Annotated in this window: 21 protein-coding genes and 2 pseudogenes; all 23 read right to left on the bottom strand. The window is 43.7% G+C overall.

Annotation, left to right across the window (positions count from 1 at the left end):
- Positions 1-62: 62 nt before the first annotated feature.
- Positions 63-335, bottom strand: coding sequence for an EscU/YscU/HrcU family type III secretion system export apparatus switch protein (locus NXM86_RS12405; RefSeq protein WP_015863431.1), 273 nt, complete (start codon positions 333-335; stop codon positions 63-65).
- The gene (locus NXM86_RS12410) at positions 295-1,905 is read right to left on the bottom strand and encodes a PLC family EF-hand domain-containing protein (RefSeq protein ID WP_498958102.1); all 1,611 of its coding nucleotides are present in this window, start codon (positions 1,903-1,905) and stop codon (positions 295-297) included. Before NXM86_RS12410 ends, NXM86_RS12405 begins: the two co-directional genes overlap by 41 nt.
- Positions 1,862-2,695 carry a ribonuclease HII gene (gene rnhB / locus NXM86_RS12415; RefSeq protein WP_081188597.1) on the bottom strand — a complete coding sequence of 278 codons (834 nt, stop codon included), beginning with the start codon at positions 2,693-2,695 and terminating at the stop codon, positions 1,862-1,864. The genes NXM86_RS12410 and rnhB overlap by 44 nt, the downstream gene beginning before the upstream one ends.
- Positions 2,696-2,777: 82 nt before the next feature.
- Positions 2,778-3,628, bottom strand: a pseudogene (gene ylqF, locus NXM86_RS12420) (ribosome biogenesis GTPase YlqF).
- Positions 3,629-3,643: 15 nt separating this feature from the next.
- Positions 3,644-4,195 carry a signal peptidase I gene (gene lepB, locus NXM86_RS12425; RefSeq protein ID WP_081188601.1) on the bottom strand — a complete coding sequence of 184 codons (552 nt, stop codon included), beginning with the start codon at positions 4,193-4,195 and terminating at the stop codon, positions 3,644-3,646.
- A gap of 102 nt (positions 4,196-4,297) precedes the next feature.
- Positions 4,298-4,645 carry a 50S ribosomal protein L19 gene (rplS, locus tag NXM86_RS12430; RefSeq protein WP_041269613.1) on the bottom strand — a complete coding sequence of 116 codons (348 nt, stop codon included), beginning with the start codon at positions 4,643-4,645 and terminating at the stop codon, positions 4,298-4,300.
- Between the two features lie 137 nt (positions 4,646-4,782).
- A complete protein-coding gene (gene trmD / locus NXM86_RS12435) occupies positions 4,783-5,517 on the bottom strand; it encodes a tRNA (guanosine(37)-N1)-methyltransferase TrmD (RefSeq protein ID WP_171698685.1) in 735 nt (244 codons plus the stop codon).
- On the bottom strand, positions 5,517-6,035 hold the full coding sequence (gene rimM, locus NXM86_RS12440) for a ribosome maturation factor RimM (RefSeq protein WP_062753418.1): 519 nt from the start codon (positions 6,033-6,035) through the stop codon (positions 5,517-5,519). Before rimM ends, trmD begins: the two co-directional genes overlap by 1 nt.
- 14 nt (positions 6,036-6,049) lie before the next feature.
- Positions 6,050-6,436: a YlqD family protein gene (locus NXM86_RS12445; protein ID WP_062753420.1), complete on the bottom strand. Its 387-nt coding sequence runs from the start codon at positions 6,434-6,436 to the stop codon at positions 6,050-6,052.
- Positions 6,437-6,488: 52 nt separating this feature from the next.
- A complete protein-coding gene (locus NXM86_RS12450; protein ID WP_081188617.1) occupies positions 6,489-6,725 on the bottom strand; it encodes a KH domain-containing protein in 237 nt (78 codons plus the stop codon).
- A 14-nt stretch (positions 6,726-6,739) separates the two neighbouring features.
- A complete protein-coding gene (gene rpsP / locus NXM86_RS12455) occupies positions 6,740-7,012 on the bottom strand; it encodes a 30S ribosomal protein S16 (RefSeq protein ID WP_015863421.1) in 273 nt (90 codons plus the stop codon).
- Between the two features lie 94 nt (positions 7,013-7,106).
- The gene (ffh, locus tag NXM86_RS12460; RefSeq protein ID WP_498958103.1) at positions 7,107-8,447 is read right to left on the bottom strand and encodes a signal recognition particle protein; all 1,341 of its coding nucleotides are present in this window, start codon (positions 8,445-8,447) and stop codon (positions 7,107-7,109) included.
- 17 nt (positions 8,448-8,464) lie between these two features.
- Positions 8,465-8,797, bottom strand: a complete 333-nt coding sequence (locus NXM86_RS12465; protein ID WP_062753422.1) for a putative DNA-binding protein — start codon at positions 8,795-8,797, stop codon at positions 8,465-8,467.
- Between the two features lie 161 nt (positions 8,798-8,958).
- A complete protein-coding gene (gene ftsY, locus NXM86_RS12470) occupies positions 8,959-9,948 on the bottom strand; it encodes a signal recognition particle-docking protein FtsY (RefSeq protein WP_062678234.1) in 990 nt (329 codons plus the stop codon).
- A gap of 21 nt (positions 9,949-9,969) precedes the next feature.
- Entirely contained in the window at positions 9,970-13,533 is a 3,564-nt protein-coding gene (gene smc, locus NXM86_RS12475) for a chromosome segregation protein SMC (protein ID WP_498958104.1), read from the bottom strand.
- Between the two features lie 92 nt (positions 13,534-13,625).
- On the bottom strand, positions 13,626-14,366 hold the full coding sequence (gene rnc / locus NXM86_RS12480) for a ribonuclease III (RefSeq protein WP_081188609.1): 741 nt from the start codon (positions 14,364-14,366) through the stop codon (positions 13,626-13,628).
- Positions 14,367-14,515: 149 nt separating this feature from the next.
- Complete coding sequence (locus NXM86_RS12485; protein ID WP_003251806.1) at positions 14,516-14,749, bottom strand: acyl carrier protein; 234 nt, start codon at positions 14,747-14,749, stop codon at positions 14,516-14,518.
- Between the two features lie 74 nt (positions 14,750-14,823).
- Positions 14,824-15,564 carry a 3-oxoacyl-[acyl-carrier-protein] reductase gene (gene fabG, locus NXM86_RS12490; protein ID WP_015863414.1) on the bottom strand — a complete coding sequence of 247 codons (741 nt, stop codon included), beginning with the start codon at positions 15,562-15,564 and terminating at the stop codon, positions 14,824-14,826.
- Positions 15,565-15,567: 3 nt separating this feature from the next.
- A complete protein-coding gene (gene fabD, locus NXM86_RS12495) occupies positions 15,568-16,509 on the bottom strand; it encodes an ACP S-malonyltransferase (RefSeq protein ID WP_015863413.1) in 942 nt (313 codons plus the stop codon).
- 14 nt (positions 16,510-16,523) lie between these two features.
- Complete coding sequence (plsX, locus tag NXM86_RS12500) at positions 16,524-17,513, bottom strand: phosphate acyltransferase PlsX (protein ID WP_062753429.1); 990 nt, start codon at positions 17,511-17,513, stop codon at positions 16,524-16,526.
- On the bottom strand, positions 17,497-18,093 hold the full coding sequence (gene fapR / locus NXM86_RS12505; protein WP_015863411.1) for a transcription factor FapR: 597 nt from the start codon (positions 18,091-18,093) through the stop codon (positions 17,497-17,499). Before fapR ends, plsX begins: the two co-directional genes overlap by 17 nt.
- Before the next feature lie 120 nt (positions 18,094-18,213).
- Positions 18,214-20,261 (bottom strand): annotated as a pseudogene (gene recG, locus NXM86_RS12510) (ATP-dependent DNA helicase RecG).
- Positions 20,251-21,141, bottom strand: coding sequence for an L-serine ammonia-lyase, iron-sulfur-dependent, subunit alpha (gene sdaAA, locus NXM86_RS12515; protein WP_041269848.1), 891 nt, complete (start codon positions 21,139-21,141; stop codon positions 20,251-20,253). The pseudogene recG and the gene sdaAA overlap by 11 nt, the downstream one beginning before the upstream one ends.
- Positions 21,142-21,144: the final 3 nt, after the last annotated feature.

The following is a 21,144-nucleotide window of genomic DNA, read 5'->3' on the forward strand; positions in this document are numbered from 1 at the left end:
TCGACACAAAATTAAAAAATTTCAAAAGGGAAAACCTTTTCAATCCTTTGATACAAGGGGATCTATTCTTTTTTTACATGTTTGTCTAAACGATAAATAAACGCAAACAATTCAGCAACAAGATAGTACAAATCTTCAGGGATTGTTTCGTTTATTTCCAGTTCACTCAATAATTGGACGAGAGACGGATCTTCTTGTATAGGGATCCCGTGTTGTTTTGCGGCATCGATGATCGCTTCCGCTACATGCCCTTTTCCTTTGGCAACCACTACCGGAGCTTCATGTACATTCGAATCATAGGAAAGGGCCACCGCTTGTTTTTCTTTGTTTTTCATATACGGTAATCCACCCCGTTATAACGTTGTTGAAATACGATATCAATGGGCATTTTCTTTGTTTAGATGTTTCGATTTTCAAAGCGGATAACGTATATCCATGCGCCTCTAGCCGTTCTTTCAGCATAGGTTGAAACTCATTGGCAATGCGGAGTAAATGGGGATGATCATTGAAAATGGAAATGTGAACAATACGTTGTTGCACGCGCACGTCGACAACCGTTTCTTTTAATTTGTCCAAAAATAAGCAAAAAACGATATGACAATAGTCTGGGTCGATTTTCCCATTTTTTTGTCTTTTTCCTTGCCAATGAATCGCTACATCCGTCCGTTGTTCTCCAATCTGAATCGGAATTTGGATAAATACATGTTGCAACGGTCCTTCGCCTTGGGATAATAGTTGCTGACCAGTAATATGATAAAGAAGCGTCTGTAACGTTTCTTTCAATACCGGTTCATGCGCGTTTTCTAACGCCTGCAAAAGAAGGGATTTTAAAGACGTTAGCGTCGTCATGGCAAGCGTTTTTGTTTCCAGCGCTCGGCGTATATTTGCTTCATACTGAAGCCCAAGCTTCTGAAACGACTCTTTTAATAGATGAAAAATCGATAAAGCAATATCATCATCCGATCTTGTTAAAATAGCAGAAAAAAGCTGTTGTTCCTCATTGGAGAGAAAACCGTTCTCATAGGATTCATAAAGCGTTTGAAAATGTTTAAGAAATTGCTGTTCTTCAAATCCTGGAAATAACAGCTGTAAATGCTGCTGTATTTCTTGGAAGTCGCCATTCCTAATGGCAGTTTGGAATTTTTTTAATTGATCAGAATCTATGTTGTGTAACGGTAAACCTAACTTGTTCAATAATTGTTGCGCAATCTTTTGTTCAGGTTGTTGTAATGATTGAAGTAAATTGGAAAGAATGTCATAGGCGTTTTTTCGATCGGTTGCAATGTGCTGTAAATAGCGATGCAACGCTTGCAATGAATCTTTTTGCTGTTCCGTTGGCAAAGACGCCAGCAGTTTTTCCGTATATTGCAGCTGCTGAAAAAGCGGGGGATTGGTTTTTACCGCAAGCAATGAAAAGAAAACATCTTTCGTCACCGGAAAACGACGGGCAAACATATAGCGAAGCGTTTCCCATCCTTGTTCCTTATCTTCTAATTGCTCTGTCCATTGAACGATTTTACTCATTTCTTCTTTCGCAACCGGTATTTTTTCTTGTAATACAAAGCGAAGAAAAGAATGCGCATCACGCGGTAATTTCCATTTTTGAATAAGATGCTGCGCCGCTTCATCGATGTTGAAAGAGAGCCCTCTCTCTCCATCTATTATTTTCCAATATATATTGTCATTTTCGGCTTTTACTTCGAATAAATAATAATTTCCCGCTTGTAAAGAAGCGCGTAATCTTGCAGTTACAATTTCATCCCCGACGCGCACATGAGCGATCTTTTCAGCTTCTCCTTGTATGCTCTCAATTTTTCCATAGACAACTTGTCCATGGCGAAAGCGGCCGTGCGTTGCATCGCTAGCTGGAAAAACCGGCAATGCTTTGTCGATGCGTTTGATCATATTCCTTTCCTTCTTTCTTCATTTCTATCATTTCTTTAATCGGAGAAAAAGAACAACGGTGTTCATCAATGGTACCGTATACGCGAATCGCTTCTAAATGCTGGGCAGTGCCATATCCCATATTTTTTTCAAATCCATATTGTGGATATTGCTTTGCGAGCTGTTTCATAAAATGGTCGCGCGTCACTTTTGCAATGATGGAACTAGCCGCAATCGAAACGCTATTTGCATCGCCTTTTACAATGCTTTGTTGCGGTGTTGATATAGGCAGTGTCATTGCATCAATTAATAAATAATCCGGTTTCGGTGAAAGCTGTTCGACCGCTTTGATCATCGCTTTTTTTGTTGCTTCATAGATGTTCATTTCATCAATTTCCGCAGCTGTGACGACGCCAATGCCAATCGAAATCGCACAGGATTGAATCATATGAAATAACATTTCCCGCTTTGCTTCCGATAGCTTTTTCGAGTCATTTAATCCCGGAATGTACGCATCTTTCGGCAGCATGACGGCCGCGGCAACAACTGGACCAGCAAGCGGCCCTCGTCCCGCTTCATCGATGCCGGCTATATACTCGATTCCTTGTTCAAACAACTGCCGCTCATAGCGCGACATTTCCTGCCATTGTCTTTTTGCTTGTTCTTCTTGTTTTTTCTGTTTATACCAGCGAGCAACGAGCTTTTGTACGCTTTTTCGCTCATCTTGAACAATCTCTTTAAACAAGGGAGCATTCTCATCATCGATTTGCTGTAATAGAGCTTGTATTTCTTTTACAGTATATTTATTCATTTCTCCTGTCCCTCTCTTCTTTCTCTATACATTTTATCGGCATTGCAATAAAAAAATAAAGCCCGATTCATTTAGCGGGCTTTTATGGAGTTTCAAAACTCAATCTTCCTAATTTTTCCGTACGAATATCGTGAAGCACAATTTCGGATACTTTATCATAGTCAACGGCACCCCCGCTGACAAGACAGCCGCGCCGTTTGCCAATTGCATCAAACAATGCCACAATTTCTCCAGGAATATCATCAAGAGAATACCGCTCTTTTAATCGTTCTGGATAATGCTGTTTTAAAAAATTTAACGCATATACAGCAACATCTTGCAAATTTAAAATCGTATCTTTAATGGCCCCGGTTGTGGCAAGCTTCAGACCAACTTCCTCATCCTCAAATTTCGGCCATAAAATACCTGGTGTATCAAGAAGCTCCATTTCTTTGCCGACTTTAATCCATTGCTGCGCTTTCGTGACCCCGGTTTATCCCCTGTTTTTGCAATATTCCTTCCAGCAAGACGATTAATTAGCGTAGATTTTCCAACATTCGGAATTCCAACAATGAGCGCGCGCATCGGTCGAGGATTTTTTATTCCTTTCGCCGCCATTTTAGCAAATTTGTCTTTCAACATCTCTTTCGACGCTGCTACAATTTGTTTGATCCCTGTGCCTGTTTGCGCATCGATCGCCAACGCATGCAACTGCTGCCGTTCGAAATAGGCAATCCATTGCTCCGTCACCGTCTCATCAGCCATATCCGCTTTATTTAGTAAAACGATACGCGGCTTGTTGCCGAGAATTTCATGAATCATCGGATTTCTCGATGACAGCGGAATGCGGGCATCGAGCAATTCGAACACGATATCGATTAGTTTCAGTTTTTCTTGCACTTCCCGTTTTGCCTTCGCCATATGGCCTGGAAACCATTGAATCGTCATGTGCATCACCCATTTATCGCGTTATTTCACAATCCGTGCGTCAGACAACGGCCAATAGACGATGCTGGCCTTGCCAACAATTTTGTCCATTGGGATAAACCCAATATGGCGGCTATCTTTGCTAAAACGGCGGTTATCGCCCATCACAAACAGATGGCCTTCCGGTACGGTTTTCCGGCCGGTAAGTTCCTCTAAAGTAAACGGTTCGGTCCATGGACCATCGACCACTTGTTTTTTATATTCGGCCAAGTACGGTTCGTCGTACGGTTTGCCGTTTATATATAACGTGTCGTTTTTATATTCAATATGGTCGCCCGGCAAACCGATCACCCGCTTAATATAGTCTTTTCCCTCTTCGGCATGAAAAACAACAATGTCAAAACGATGAGGCGTACCGATTTTATAAGAGAGCTTATTGACAATCATACGGTCATGATTGTGCAGGGTTGGCATCATTGACTGGCCGTCGACAATAATCGGCGCGAAAATAAAATAACGAATGCCGCCCGCGAGCAAAACGGCAATCACAATCGCTTTTAACCATTCCCGCAGTTCGCTTCTTTTCTTTTCCATCATTCTCCCACCTAAATGATTTTTTATCTATTATGACACAATTACGGGTAGTGAAAAAAGGAGCTTGCCATCAAGCTCCTTTTTCTCCATTCATAATGTTCATTATCGAACGATTTCTTTAATGCGTGCTGCTTTACCACGAAGTTGACGTAAATAATACAATTTCGCACGGCGTACTTTACCGCGGCGAACAACTTCTAACTTCGCGATTTTCGGTGTATGCACTGGGAAAGTACGCTCTACACCAACACCGTAAGATACTTTGCGGACGGTGAATGTTTCGCTAATACCAGCACCGCGGCGTTTAATTACAACGCCTTCAAACACTTGGATACGTTCACGGTTTCCTTCGATGACTTTCACATGAACGCGCACCGTGTCACCAGGACGGAAATCTGGTAAATCTGTCCGCAATTGCTCTTTCGTAATTTCTTGGATTAAATGATGCATCATTTTCCACTCCTTCCAACAGATGTTCATGACAATGCTTATCCATCATTGCAGCGGAACATCGTTTTCCTCACTTAAGCAAATCACTTAAGTCACACAAAGAATATACTAGCATAAACTTGCATCATGCGCAATAGTTACCGCTCTTCTTTTTTCCACTCTTCAATCCATCGTTTTTGCTTTTCTGTTAATGGATAATTTTCTAGTAAATCCGGTCGGCGCAAAAACGTTCGTTTTAACGATTGTTTTTCACGCCATTCTTCGATGAGGCGATGATTTCCCGACAAAAGTACTTCTGGAACTTTCATGCCGCGGAAATCGGCAGGACGCGTGTAATGTGGGTGTTCGAGCAAGCCGGAACTAAACGAGTCATGAACAGGGGAAGCTTCGTTGCCAAGCACACCCGGAAGCAGCCGGACAACGCTATCGACGATCACCATTGCTCCTAATTCCCCGCCTGTTAATACATAATCCCCAATCGAGATTTCATCGGTCACTAAATATTCGCGAATTCGTTCATCATAGCCTTCGTAATGGCCGCAAATAAGCACTAAATGGTCCTCTTTCGCCAGTTCTTCCGCTTTTTTTTGCGTGTAGCGTTCACCTTGCGGGCAAAGCAAAATGATGCGTGGATGTTCGGAATGCTTTGTCACATGGGCAACTGCGTCAAAAATCGGCTGCGGCTTTAACACCATTCCCGCTCCGCCGCCGTATGGGTAATCATCCACTGTTTTATGCTTGTTATCCGCGAAATCGCGAAAATTGATCACATTAAGCGAAACCGCCTTTTTCTCTTGTGCTTTTTTCAAAATCGACTCATTAAAAACTCCAGTAAACATATTCGGAAATAATGTTAATATATCGATTCTCATCATTCGAGCAGCCCTTCCATTGGGCGAATGGTAATGGTTTTCGTTTCTACATCGACATTTTTTACAACGTCTTCTATATACGGAATAAGCACTTCTTTTCCGTTATTCCGTTTTACCACCCATACATCGTTGGCGCCCGGAGTTAAAATTTCTTTCACGGTTCCGATCGTTTCCCCTTCTTCTGTAACGACCGTACAGCCAATAATTTCATGGAAATAATATTCTCCTTCATCTAACTCGCCAAGCTGGCTCTCCGGCACCTTCAACATCGCCCCTTTAAACTTCTCGACAAGATTAATGTTGTCATATCCTTCAAATGCAAGCAAATCAAATGATTTATGAACACGATGGCTTTTGACGGTTACTGCGACTGGTTCTTTCGATTTCTCCATAAAAATATATAACGTATTTCCTTTTTTATAACGTTCCTCTGGAAAATCAGTGCGGGAAATAACACGTACTTCGCCACGAATCCCATGCGTATTCACAATTTTTCCGACATTAAACCACTTTTCCATTCCATTCACCCCTTCTAGCGAATTTCTTTGACGATTCCATCTTCAATAATAATGGCACGTTTGGAAATGACATTTTCCCATTTGTCACCGACCTCTACGTCAATGAGCGCTTGTACTTCCCGCTCTTTTAATTCGCTTCCTAACGGTAGGATATGTAATTGTTCCAGCTGAAAATCAAGAAGTTTGATCTTTTCCATCCTTGCATCCATTTCTTTTGCAAAGTGCTGCTTTAGAAGGGAAGAAGAATATTTTCCTGTTTTTTCGAGCCGTTTCTGTTCGAAACGAAGCTGATCACATTCCCGCATGAGTTGTTGTTTTTGGGCTAAAAATGCCTCACGAAGCGCTTGTTTGCTCTTTTCCGTTACGATTTGCCGCACTTCTATCGTTTGAATAATTTTCATAATGTCACTCCTAACGGAAATAAATATAGAAAAAGGGAGAGGAAAATCACCCTCACCCTTTTTCTTTTACTTGCACGATCACACGTTTTGGCTGCTTTACTGCTGCAGCGTACACGACCGTGCGAATCGCATGAATCGTACGACCTTGCTTTCCAATCACTTTGCCGATATCTTCTTCGTGCACTGACACCTCATAAACGATTGTCCGTTCATCCTCGATGTTTGTCACGAAAACCTCTTCGGGATGATCGACAAGCGCTTGTACGATCGTTTCAATTAATTGTTTCATGTACACCACAGACATTATTTGCCGTATTTTAAGTTATGGAACTTCTCTAAAATGCCTTGTTTGGATAACAGGTTGCGGACCGTATCCGATGGTTTTGCGCCGTTTTGCAGCCATTTAAGCGCAAGTTCCTCGTCGATTTTGATTTCTGCTGGTTCTGTAATCGGATTATACGTACCAATTGTTTCGATGAAACGTCCGTCACGCGGAGAACGAGAGTCCGCAACAACGATACGATAGAAAGGTTTTTTCTTCGCACCCATGCGTTTTAAACGAATTCTTACTGCCATGTTATTTTAGCACCTCCGTAAATAGTTCACACAAGATAGTATATTAACAATAATTACGTAGTTTGTAAAGTGTTTTTTCTTAACACATCATTCTCTACATAAACGGGAATTTAAACCCTCTTTTCTTTCCTTTTGGCATATTTGTCATCATTTTCATCATCTTTTTCATTTCTTCAAACTGTTTTAAAAGCCGGTTTACCTCTTGCACGGATGTGCCGCTTCCTTTTGCAATCCGCTTTTTCCGGCTTCCATTAATAATTTCCGGATGCATTTTTTCTTCTTTCGTCATCGAGCGAATAATCGCTTCAACGCGGCTAATTTGTTTTTCATCAATTTGTAAGTTGTTCAACCCTTTTATTTTATTCGCACCCGGAAGCATTTTTAAAATTTCATCAAGGGGGCCGAGTTTACGCACTTGCCCAAGCTGCTCTAAGAAATCTTCAAGTGTAAACGTAGCAGTGCGCATTTTTTGTTCGAGCTCTTTGGCTTTTTCTTCATCGACAGCGGCCTGCGCTTTTTCAATAAGTGTAAGCACATCACCCATTCCTAGAATGCGCGAAGCCATGCGCTCCGGATGAAACGGCTCGAGTGCGTCGAGCTTTTCACCCATTCCGACGAATTTAATCGGGGTGTTCGTAACCGCTCGAATCGAAAGCGCCGCCCCGCCGCGCGTGTCGCCGTCAAGCTTCGTTAAAATAACGCCGGTGATGCCAAGCTGTTCATGAAAGCTTTGCGCGACATTTACCGCATCTTGCCCCGTCATCGCGTCGACAACGAGGAAAATTTCATCTGGCTTCGCTACTTCTTTCATTTGCTTTAATTCATCCATCAATGTTTCGTCAATATGGAGACGTCCGGCCGTGTCGATGAGCACATAGTCGTAATGCTCTTCTTTTGCTTTTTCGATGGCTTGCTTGGCAATTTCCACAGGGCTGACTTGATCGCCCAAGGAAAAAACGGGCATATTCAGTTGTTTTCCAAGCGTTTCAAGCTGTTTAATCGCCGCTGGACGATAAATGTCCGCCGCGGCTAACAGTGGTTTGCGATTATATCGTTTCCGCAGCAAGTTCGCTAATTTCCCGGTCGTCGTCGTTTTTCCGGCGCCTTGCAATCCAACCATCATAATGACGGTCGGCGGACGGCTGGCAACCGCAATTTTGCTTTGTTCGCCGCCCATCAGTTCGGTCAGCTCTTCTTTGACGACTTTAATGACTTGCTGTCCCGGCGTTAAGCTTTTTAACACTTCCTGCCCAACCGCGCGTTCGCTGACCCGCTTGACAAAGTCTTTGACAACTTTAAAGTTGACGTCCGCTTCAAGAAGGGCAAGGCGAACTTCACGCATCATTTCCTTAACATCCGCTTCCGTTACTTTTCCTTTGCCGCGGATTTTGTTTATCACGTTTTGCAAACGTTCGGATAATCCTTCAAACGCCATCTGTTTTCACCTCCTTATCATTCTAATTCTTCTAGTTCTTTAATCATATCGAAAAGTTGTTTGTCCTCTCCATATTTTTGTAAAACATAATCTTTTAGTTGGTTCATCAGCTGTTTTCGTTTTTGAAACTTCTGAAAGAGCGATAATTTTTTTTCATATTCTTCTAGCATCGCTTCGGTTCGCTTTATATTATCATAAACAGCCTGACGGCTGACTTCATACTGCTGGGCAATTTCACCGAGGGAGTAATCGTCTAAATAGTAAAGCGACATATAGCTGCGCTGTTTTGGCGTCAGCAGCGCTTGATAAAAGTCATACAAATAATTCATTCTCGTCGTTTTTTCGAGCATGAAACTCCCTCCTTTTTTGTTAAGTGAAACACCTTTACAGATGTTTAGTGTATCTTTTTTTATTATACATGTCAAGATTTTATCTTTACAAAAAAGAAGCTGGCTCAAAAAGACCATGAATCATGATGTCTCGAGCCAGCCCCGTCTTTTAGACCTATATGTTACTCATTTGTTTCATCAAATAAATCCGCAAACAAACCATATACATATTGTTCCGGATCAAACGGCTGCAAATCATCCATTTTTTCGCCAAGCCCAACGAATTTCACCGGAATATGAAGCTCATTGCGGATCGCAAGCACGATCCCGCCTTTGGCCGTGCCGTCGAGCTTCGTCAACACGATGCCAGTGACGTTAGTTACTTCTTTAAAAATTTTCGCTTGGCTCATCGCATTTTGTCCGGTTGTCGCATCAAGTACAAGCAGCACTTCATGCGGCGCTCCTGGAATTTCCCGTTCAATGACGCGTTTTACTTTTTCAAGCTCTTTCATTAAATTCACTTTGTTTTGCAAACGTCCAGCTGTATCGCATAAAAGCACATCGACATTGCGCGCTTTTGCCGCTTGGATCGCATCATATATAACGGCCGCTGGGTCTGAACCTGCCGATTGTTTAATGACTTCCGCACCGACGCGCTCCCCCCAGACTTCAAGCTGCTCAATCGCTCCGGCGCGGAACGTATCGCCTGCCGCGAGCATAACCGTCTTTCCTTCTGATTTCAACTTATGGGCAAGCTTGCCGATCGTCGTCGTTTTGCCGACTCCATTGACACCGACAAACAAGATAACGGTTAAGCCATTTTCTTGGATATTTAATTCGGCTTTCGCGTCATCATCGCCGCGGTAAATCTCAACAAGCTTTTCGGAAATGACCGCCTTCATTTCTTTCGGATCTTGAATATTGCGGCGTTTCACTTCCATTTTCAGTTCATCAACCAGCTCCATAACGGTATTCACACCAACATCCGCACTAATCAAAATTTCTTCGAGTTCTTCAAAAAATTCTTCATCGACTTTCCGATAGCGGGCGATTAAATCGTTGACTCGGCCAGCGAATGAATCACGCGTTTTCGAAAGGCCTTGCTTAAACTTTTCCGTAACCGAATCCGCTTGTTTTGTAATTTTTTCTTTTAACTTTTTGAAAAAACTCATATCGACGCCATCCTTTCTACATTATGACTTTACGAGTTGTTTCGAATCTTCTAAACGGACGGAAACGAGTTTCGATACGCCAGATTCCTGCATCGTGACGCCATACAGCACGTCCGCTTCTTCCATCGTTCCTTTTCGATGGGTAATGACAATAAATTGTGTCTGGTCGCTGAATTGTTTTAAATATTGGGCGTAGCGATGCACGTTCGCTTCATCCAGCGCTGCTTCCACCTCATCAAGCACACAAAACGGAACAGGGCGCACCTTTAAAATGGAGAACAATAGAGCAATCGCCGTTAGCGCACGCTCCCCGCCGGAAAGCAAGCTTAAATTCTGTAATTTCTTTCCTGGCGGCTGTGCGACGATTTCGATGCCTGTTTCGAGCAGATCGTCCGGATTCGTCAGGCGCAAATCAGCGTTTCCTCCGCCGAACAGCTGGCGAAACACGTCGCCGAAGTGGGAACGAATATGTTCAAACGTTGATAAAAATCGTTTTTTCATTTCTTGGTCCATCTCGTCAATGACTTGATGGAGCGTTTCTTTTGCTTGCTGAAGATCCGCTTTTTGTTCTGTTAAAAATTGATAACGCTCTGATACCCGTTCGTATTCATCAATTGCGCCTAAGTTCACCGTTCCGAGCTCATCGATCGCCCGTTTAATAAGCTTTACTCGTTTGCGCGCTTCTTGAACGTCCACCGTTAACGGATACGCTTCTTTTGCCGCCTCAAACGAAAGCATATATTCTTCGCGAAGACGGCTTAACAAATTTTCCAACTCTACATCAAGGCGGTTCAGCTTGACTTCTTCGTCTTTTACAATATCCGCAAGCTGTTTATGCTGGCGTTTTTTCTCTTTCCATTCCCGTTCCAAATGCTCGAGCTTCGTCTGATATTGCAAGCGCTGTTCACGGCGGCTGGCGATCAGTTCAATCGTTTTTTGCTTATCTTGTGATTTTTTTTGCCGCATTTTCTCTAATTCTTCTTCTCCAAAATGGCTCGAATTCATCTCTTCGATCAAAGAGGCAAGTTCTTGTTTGGACGCCTGCAGCTGTTTTTCTGTATCTGCTAGCTCGTTATGGAACTGTTCTACTTTTTCTTGAACATTTTTTAGGCGCTGCTGTGTTTCGGCTAGAGCGATTTTTTGTTCCGTCATCGCTGTTTGCAGCGCTTCTTTTGATGTCTGCTCTGTTTGTTTTTGCGCTTGAAGCGTTTCAATCGTCCGATCGATTTCCTTCAATTTTCCTTCTAAGTCGCAAAGCTGTTGTTCAATCACAGCAAGCTTTTCTGTCATCTGTTTTGCTTCTTGTTCATCATTGGCTTTTTCATGGTCGTAGAGAGCAAGACGTTCATTCATATTTTTTTCCTGCAATTGTACTTCGCGCAATTCGCTTTTTACTTCTTGAAGCGCAAAACGCTCCTCCTCTATTTGCTTTCGCAATGCAAGCAATGCCGCTTCCTCTTGATGAATCATTTTCTTCTTCGTTTGTACAAAACGTTCAAGCTGTTCTGTTTTTTGCTCCATTTCATGCAGCTTTGCCGTAATCGTTTCTAATTCACGGTTTCTGCTTAAAAGAGAATTCGCTTTTTTCGCGATTCCGCCGCCAGTCATCGCACCGCCCGGACTAACGACATCTCCATCGAGTGTTACAAGACGGTAACGATAATGAAGCAAGCGCGCTAGTTCATTCGCTCCTTTTAAATCGGTTGTGATAATCACATTTCCAAGCAAATTGGCAATGACCGAACGATAGGCGCTGTCATAATGAATGAGCTCGCTTGCAATTCCGACAAATGACGGATGGTCTTTAATAAGGGCAAGTTGTTCGGAAGAAATTGTTTTCGGCTGCATGACATTCATCGGCAAGAAAGTAGCACGCCCGTAAGCATGCGCTTTTAAGTAATGGATCGCTTTTCGCGCTACTTCCTCATTTTCTACAACGATATGCTGCATCGCGCCGCCGAGAGCGATTTCCATCGCCGTTTCGTAGCGGTCAGGCACTTGAATCAATTCGACGATGGCTCCATGAATGCCCGGAAACTGTGCACGTGCTTTTAATATTTCTTTTACTCCTTGGAAAAAGCCTGCATAGTCTTGCTGCATTTCCTCAAGCATTTCTTTACGCGACTTCGTTTGTTGCAAATATTGGTATGCTTGATAAAGCATGGATTCTTTCTTTTCCAAATCGGCTTTCATCGCCGCAACTTCGTTTGTTTTTTGCTGCAAGAGCGTTTCCTTTTCTTGCATCGTTTTTTCCATTTGTTGACGCTTTTGGTCTAGTTTTGCGTATTGCTCTTCGAGATATTTGCGCTCGTCTAAATATTTGCGGTTTTCTTCGGCAAGCGCTATTTGTTTTGCCTGTAATTTTTCTAGCAGTGTTTGCAAATGGGAGCGCTCATTTTTTAGCGAAGCTTGTTCATGAACTAGTTCAATATAATCGCTTTTTAACTGCTCGATTTTCTCTTCGACGTTTGCGTCATAGGCTGAAAGAGACGCTTGTTTCTCTTTTAGTTCCGCTTGAATAGTAGAAACGGTCTTCTTTAACTGAGCAAGCTGTTCTTTCTCATGCTTTAACGTTAGCTCGAGGCGTTCCTTTTTTTCGGAAAGAGATGAAATTGTATCTTCGAGCTGCTTTTTATATTGAGCGGCATTTTTCTTTCGCTCTTTTAATACTTCTTTTTTCCCTTCGAGCTTTTCCAATTCTTCGCTCGCAACGAGCAATACTTGCTGCAGGCCGTCAATCGACTCATCAAGCGCCGTAATATGATCGCGAAGCTGTTCGATTTCCGCTTCCTCTTTTTGCAATGTGGCAGATAGCTGTATCTCTTCGTTTTGGTGCTGGGCAAGCAGTTGCTTTAGCGATGTCCATTGCTGATGCAATTGTTCAATATCATGCACCATCAGTGCTACTTCAAATCTTTCGAGTTCATCGCGTTTTTCTAAATAATCTTTCGCGATGGATGCTTGCATTTTCAGCGGCTCTAGTTGTTGTTCTAGTTCATGTAAAATATCGCTGACACGGTGCAAGTTTTCTTGCGTTTCCGCAAGCTTATTTTCCGCTTTTTTCTTGCGGATTTTATACTTTAACACACCGGCTGCCTCTTCAAAAATGGTCCGTCTTTCTTCCGGCTTGCTGCTTAAAATTTCCTCGACGCGACCTTGGCCAATGATGGAAAAGGCTTCTTTTCCTAACCCGGAATCCATCAATAGATCTACAATATCTTTTAAACGACACGGCTGTTTATTAATGAAAAATTCACTTTCTCCCGAGCGGTAAACACGCCGCGTAATGCTGACTTCTTGATAATCGAGCGGCAAAAATTGATCTTCGTTGTCAAGAGTGATCGTCACTTCTGCCACATTCAGCGGTTTCCGGGAATCACTCCCAGCAAAAATAATATCTTCCATTTTCGCACCGCGCAACGACTTTGCTGACTGCTCGCCAAGCACCCAACGAATCGCATCGGTTATATTGCTTTTTCCGCTCCCGTTCGGACCGACAACCGCCGTCACCCCGGGAACAAATTCAATGGATACTCGATCAGCAAATGATTTGAATCCGATAATATCCAACCGTTTGAGGAACATTCATACCCGCCTCACAATCTTTCCTATGTCTGTACCATCACTATAACATAAAGAACCGAAAGAAGGGCTGACTATATTGGAGAGCCAGCCCCTTATTCTTTTCCTATTGTTTTTAATTTTTGCAATGCCATTTGCGCTGCATGTTGTTCTGCTTCTTTTTTTGACTTTCCGATTCCGATGCCAAGTGTCTGTCCATTTAGCGAAACGCGAGAGACAAATTCTTTATTATGTGCCGGTCCTTTTTCTTCTAAAATGCTATATTCAAGCACACCGATGCCATCGCGTTGAACGAGTTCTTGCAATTGGCTTTTAAAATCCATCACATGAGAAAAAGCACCTTCATCAATTTTTGGGAAAATCGTTTGTCCCAAAAATTGCATGACCGCATCCATTCCTTGGTCTAAATATAGCGCACCAATGAATGCTTCGAATACATCAGCCAACAGCGCTGGCCTTGTTCTCCCCCCTGTCAACTCCTCCCCTTTTCCTAAAAGCACGAGTTCACCGAATGATAAGGCGTTGGCAAATTTGACAAGCGATGGTTCACATACAATGGCCGCGCGCAGTTTTGTTAATTCTCCTTCACTCATATGCGGAAATTTTTTAAACAAATATTGCGAAACGGTAAGCTCAAGCACCGCGTCACCTAAAAACTCGAGCCGTTCATTATCTTCATGCGGCCGTCTCCGATGCTCATTCACATACGATGAATGGGTAAAAGCCTGAATAAGAAGTTTTTCATTCGTAAAAAAAATGCCGATTTTTTTTTGCAGTTCCTTAAATTTCGCTCGCCTTTTTTCATTTATTCGTTCTTTATCTTTTGGTTTCGACATACATAAGGCCCTCCGACTTCATTCCACACAAAAATATATATAGAAAAAGCAATGTTTTATCCTTCCTTATTATATCCGTTCATCCGTACGTTACACTGATAAAAAGCATAGAAAGCCCCGCTTTTGTAACGGGACTTTTCTATACGATATTACATGTGGCTTTTTATGTAGTTCACAGCATCTCCTACTGTGACAATTTTTTCAGCCTCTTCATCAGAAATTTCCATATTAAATTCATCTTCTAATTCCATCACAAGCTCTACGATATCTAGAGAGTCTGCCCCTAGATCATCTTTGAAAGAAGCATCCAATGTAACTTGGGATTCTTCGACACCCAAGCGGTCGACGATAATTTTCGTAACACGCTCTAACACGTCTGCCACCACATTCACCTCCCTTCATGATTATAGTAGATTCAGCTAGAAAATACTAGCGGCTATTTCAAAAACATATGATTTTACATGACCATTCCGCCGTCGACATGAAGCGTTTGCCCTGTCATGTAGCTAGCGGCATCCGATACAAGGAATGAAACGACTTTCGCAACATCTTCCGGTTCGCCGAAGCGGGCAAGCGGAATTTGTTTTAACATTTCCGCCTTCAGTTCTTCACTAAGACGGTCGGTCATATCGGTTGTAATAAATCCAGGAGCAACCGCATTGACGGTAATGTTGCGGCTCGCAAGCTCACGGGCTGCTGTTTTCGTTAACCCGATGACGCCAGCTTTTGCGGCGACGTAGTTTGCTTGTCCCGGATTTCCGCTGACGCCGACGATAGAAGCAATGTTCACGATGCGGCCGTACCGCTGTTTCATCATCGGGCGTGTCACTGCTTTCGTGCAGTTAAACACCCCTTTTAAGTTAATATTCATCACGTCATCCCATTCTTCTTCTTTCATGCGCATTAATAAATTATCGCGGGTAATGCCGGCATTGTTCACTAAAATATCGATGCGCTCAAATCGTTCTAATACCGCTTTGACCATCTGATCAACAGCTTCGGCATTAGATACGTCCGCTTGAATGGCGAACGCTTCCCCACCCATATTTTTAATTTCTTCGACAACTTCATTCGCTTTCGCTTCATTGCCGGCGTAATTGACCGCTACTTTTGCGCCTTGACGCGCCAGCTCCAATGCAATCGCCCGGCCGATGCCGCGCGATGCTCCCGTGACAAGCGCAACTTTTCCTTGCAACATCGTTTATTCTCCTTTCAATGCCGCAACGGTTGCTTGTAAAGACTCAAGATCGTTCACTGCGTACACGCTCACGTTGCGGTTAATTTTTTTCACAAGTCCTGACAGCACTTTCCCCGGACCGATTTCAATAAATGTATCTACTCCTAAGCCGATCATCATTTCTACCGATTGTTCCCAGCGTACAGGAGAATACAATTGCTCGATTAATAGACGCAAAATCTCTTCTTTTTTCACGACCGGCTGTGCAGTAACGTTTGAAATAACAGGAATTTCAGCATCACGAATCGCAATGGTGTTTAGCACATCCTGCAATTTGCTTGCTGCCGGTTTCATAAGGGAAGAATGAAACGGACCGCTCACCTCAAGCGGAATAACCCTTTTTGCTCCTCGCTCTTTCGCAAGCTGCCCGGCTTTTTCTACTCCCGCTTTTGAACCGGAAATAACGATTTGCCCTGGACAGTTTAAATTCGCCAGCTGTACTGGATCGCCTTGTTCCGATACTTCTTTTGTCACCGCTTCAAGCGCGGCCGCATCCATTCCCAGCACCGCGGCCATCGTTCCTTCTCCTGCCGGCACCGCTTCTTCCATAAACTCCCCTCGTTTTCTTACCGCATACACCGCATCGGTAAACGAAATCGCTCCCGCTGCCACAAGCGCCGTATATTCTCCTAAACTATGGCCAGCGACGTAATCCGCCGTAATGCCGGCTTCTTTTACTTTTTCAAGAAGCGCAATGCTCGTCGTTAATAAGGCCGGCTGTGCGTTGTACGTTAAAGTCAGCGTTTCTTGCGGCCCTTCAAAAATAAGCGAAGAAAGCGAAAAACCAAGACGTTCGTCCGCGGACTGAAACACCGCAGCGATGTTGGCATCGCTTTGCGCGACGTCTTTTCCCATGCCTACCGTTTGCGACCCTTGTCCTGGAAAAATAAAAGCAATTTTCCCCATATGTTCCACTTCCCTTATGAATGATTTTGTTCAATCGCTTCTTTTATTGTAGTGATGATATCGTTCGCTACCATTTCCCGCGCCTGACGGACGGCGTGAAAGATGGCGTTCGCATCAGACGAACCGTGAGCTTTTACGACAGGAGCGTTTAGCCCAAACAGCGCAGCCCCTCCATATTCGGAATAATCCATCGTTTTTTTCAAATCTATTAATTTCGGCTTTAAAATAGCTGCCGCTAATTTGCTTAAAAAACTGCTTGTTAATGCTTCTTTTAACATAGAAAAAACGGAAATAGCCGTACCTTCAATCGTTTTTAATGCAACGTTGCCAGTAAAACCATCCGTGACAACCACATCGGCGACGCCTTGCAATAAATCGCGCGCTTCTACGTTGCCGATAAAATTAAGATCGGTTTCTCGCAAAAGTTGGAACGCCTTCTTGGCAACATCGTTTCCCTTTTGGTCTTCTGTTCCAACGTTTAATAGGCCGATGCGCGGGCGTGGAATTCCCCGAACTTTTTCCGCGTACACCGCTCCCATTAAAGCATATTGCAACAGATGTTCCGGACGGGCATCGACGTTTGCTCCGACATCTAAAAACAAAAACCCTTCGCCGCCAATCGTCGGAAGCGTTGGTGCTAATGCAGGTCGATCAATCCCCGCGATTCGTCCGACGACGAATAGCCCTGCCGCCATAAGCGCGCCCGTATTTCCCGCCGATATACAAGCATCAGCGCGTCCTTCTTTCACTTCTTCGGCCATTAACACCATGGACGATTGTTTTTTTCTTCTTACCGCCCGCACTGGTTCATCCGTTGCTTCGATCACTTCATTGGTATGAATGACAGTGATCCGTTCGTCTGATGTAAGATAAGGGCGAATTTTGCCCTCGTCTCCGAATAGAGTAATATGTACATCTGAAAAGTGCTGAACGGCCTTCATCGCCCCGAGAACGATTTCTTTTGGGGCATGGTCTCCTCCCATCGCATCAATTGCTATTTTCATTGCTGTCTCCATCCTTTTTTTCGCGATTTGATCGATACATTTCAAACGTTCCGGAAAAGACAAGTTCTTGACCGACATAGCTGTTTACTTCCACAATCGTTCGTCCGTTCTCTTTTTCGCCGACCACTTTTGCTTTCGCTACCACTCGTTCATTTTCTTTCACTTGTCTTGTAAAGCGAATGTTCGCTTTTGCTGTCAATGCAAGTTCATCGTTGATGACGGCAACGGCAAGTGAATTGGCTTGGGCAAATAAATGATGACCGCGCGCAATACGATTCCGCTTAAACACATGTTCTGATTTCACATCGAAAATAGAAATGGCGCTATGGTCGGGCTCAATATCGATAATTTCCCCGATTACTTCCTCAATCGGAAGCGACCTGACTTTATCGGCCAGCGATTGCTGCGCGACATGTTTAATTCGCTCACGTAGTTCAGGTATCGACAACTCTAAACGGTCTAAGCGGATCGTTTGAACGCTGACGGAAAATTTTTCAGCTAATTCCTCATCGGTAATAAACGGATTTTCTTGAATCGTTTCTTGCAAAAGCCGTTGTCGTTCCCGTTTGCTTTTTCGCATCTATTTACACCGTCCACTTCTATGACTAGGTACTAATAGTAGTATATAATCTCAAAAAAAAGATTGCAAGCAAAAAAAGTGGTTTCATTCTTCGGTGAAAATGGCGAAAACAGCTCCGCATCAATCTAATTTTTCGCCATCCAGCACACCGGATTCTTGTAAATAAAGACGCAGCCATTGATACGGCTCATCGCGCCAAAAAGCAGTAGATTGAACTAATTTTGCCGCATCGTTGCGCGCTACTTCCAGAATGCGATAATCATGTACGACGTCTCCAAATTTAAATTCAGGCATACCACTTTGTTTGGTGCCAAAAAAATCACCAGGGCCGCGCAACTGCAAGTCTTTCTCTGATAGAACAAATCCGTCTGTCGTTTCCGTCATAATGCGCATTCTCTCTTTTCCTGTTTCTGATTTTGGATCAGCAATTAAAATACAATATGATTGCTCATCACCGCGGCCGACCCGACCGCGCAATTGATGCAGCTGTGCCAGCCCAAATCGTTCCGCATCGTAAATCACCATGACAGTGGCGTTCGGGACATTTACGCCAACTTCCACAACCGTAGTAGAAACTAACACTTGCACACGATTTTCGCTGAACGCTTTCATTACTTCTTCTTTTTCCTCCGAAGAAAGCCGTCCGTGCATAAGGCCGATATGATATTTCCCTTTGTAATAATGTGTCAACATGCTATGAACATCAATCGCATTTTGCACATCTAATTTTTCCGATTCTTCAATGAGCGGACAAATGACATATGCTTGGCGTCCTTTTTGAATTTCTTTTTCGATAAAATCAAGAACGCGTTCAAACATATGGTGTTTTACCCAATATGTCTGCACTTTTTTTCTTCCGGCCGGCATTTCGTCGATCACCGACACATCCATTTCGCCAAACGCAGTAATGGCAAGCGTGCGCGGAATTGGTGTCGCCGTCATCATCAACACGTCAGGCGATTGCCCTTTTTCGCGCAAAATCCGGCGCTGTTCCACTCCAAACCGATGTTGTTCGTCTGTAATCACCAAACCAAGCTGCTTGAAATTTACTTCTTCTTGAATAAGTGCATGTGTCCCAATAATAATGTCAATATCTCCACAAGCAAGCTGTTCTAAAATTTCCTTTCTTTTCTTTCCTTTCACAGAACTTGTTAGTAACGCCACCGTTACATTGGTTGATGCGAATAATGTTTGCAATGACTGCGCGTGCTGCTCCGCTAGAATTTCCGTTGGCACCATTAGCGCTCCTTGATAGCCGGATAGAACGGCAGCATATAATACAATCGCCGCAACGACCGTTTTTCCCGAACCAACGTCTCCTTGAAGAAGGCGGTTCATACGGTATGGGGATCGCATATCCGCTAGTATTTCATGAACGACGCGCTGCTGTGCTTTTGTCAACGAAAATGGAAGCTGTTGGATGAAGGCATGCAATTTTTCCTCCGAAAACGAATGGGCGATTCCTTCCGAATATTCTCTTTGCACTTTACGAAGAGCATGAATTTTTAATTGAAAAAGCAAAATTCCTCGTATACAAGCCTCCGTCTCGCCTGCTTCAATTCCTCATGAGAACGTGGAAAATGGATCGCCCGAATCGCTTCCTGCTTTGAAATAAGCCGGTACGTTTGCCGTATCGATAGCGGGAGCGGATCCACGATTGCTTCGCCGTATTGCGTTAAAGCCAACTTGATAAAACGACGCATTCCTTTCACTGTGATGGATCCACGAACCGAGTAAACAGGTTCAATTTCCCGCTTTTGCGGCAGCGGTCCTAATTTCAATTCATATGCCGTAATCATTTGACGGTGTTGATCCCATTTTCCAATGACTGTAACGGTATCGTTAATGGATAATTTTCCTTTTAAATAAGGACGATTGAAACAAACGACGGTGATTAAATACCGTCCCACAAGCAGACGAAATGTTAAGCGCGATTTTTTTTTCGCATAATAGGTAAGAGAAGGCTCGCTATGAACCTTCCCTTCGACTGTTACTTTTTCGTCGTGTTTTACTTCCGCTAAATCTTTTATCTCATAATCTTCATAGCGGTATGGAATATGCATAAACAATTCCTCGATCGTTGTAATCCCCATTTCTCGAAGCGCTTCACTTGTTTCTTCTCCAATTCCCTTTATTGCTGTAACAGGTTGTTGCAACTCACGATTCACGGCTATTAGCTGAAACGCCGAAAATTTTTGCCGCTAAAGCGCGGCCGGTCGGCGTTGCTGCTAACCCTCCTTCTGCAGTTTCTTTCAATGCAGTTGGCATCGTTTCACCGATGCGAAACATCGCTTCAATGACCTCATCACATGGAATGCGGCTTTTAATACCAGCAAGCGCCATGTCTGCTGCTACCATCGCATTTGCCGCTCCCATCGCATTTCGCTTTACACATGGAACTTCGACAAGACCAGCGACAGGATCACATACTAATCCTAACATATTTTTTAAAGCGATCGCCATCGCTTCCGCTGCTTGGCTCGGCGTTCCCCCGGCAAGTTCGACTAACGCTGCCGCCGCCATTCCCGCGGCTGAGCCGACCTCCGCTTGACACCCTCCAGCCGCGCCAGAGATGGAGGCGTTATTGGCAACAACAAAACCGAATGCCCCCGCTGTAAATAAAAATTCAATCATCTCTTCACGCGTCGGCTTTAATTTTTCTTTTACTGCAAAAAGCGTCCCCGGAACAACTCCGGCGGAACCCGCAGTCGGCGTCGCGCAGATGACGCCCATTGCCGCGTTTACTTCATTTGTCGCCACCGCTTTACTAACGGCATCTAAAATCGTTTCTCCTGATAAAAAATTCCCTTGTCTGATATATTGTTGCAACAACACCGAATCCCCGCCAGTGAGCCCCGATCTGGAGACAACGCCGGCAAGCCCTTTTGCAACCGCTTGTTCCATTACTTGCAAGTTTTTATCCATTTGCGCAAAAATTTCTTCACGGCTTCTCCCCGTTACTTCTATCTCTTGCCGAATCATTACTTCGGCAATTTTAATGTTTTGGCTTTCCGCCAATTGCACAAGTTCAGCAACGTTGCGAAACATCAT

The sequence above is a fragment of the Geobacillus sp. CX412 genome, assembly GCF_027942335.1.
GTDB lineage: Bacteria > Bacillota > Bacilli > Bacillales > Anoxybacillaceae > Parageobacillus_B > Parageobacillus_B toebii.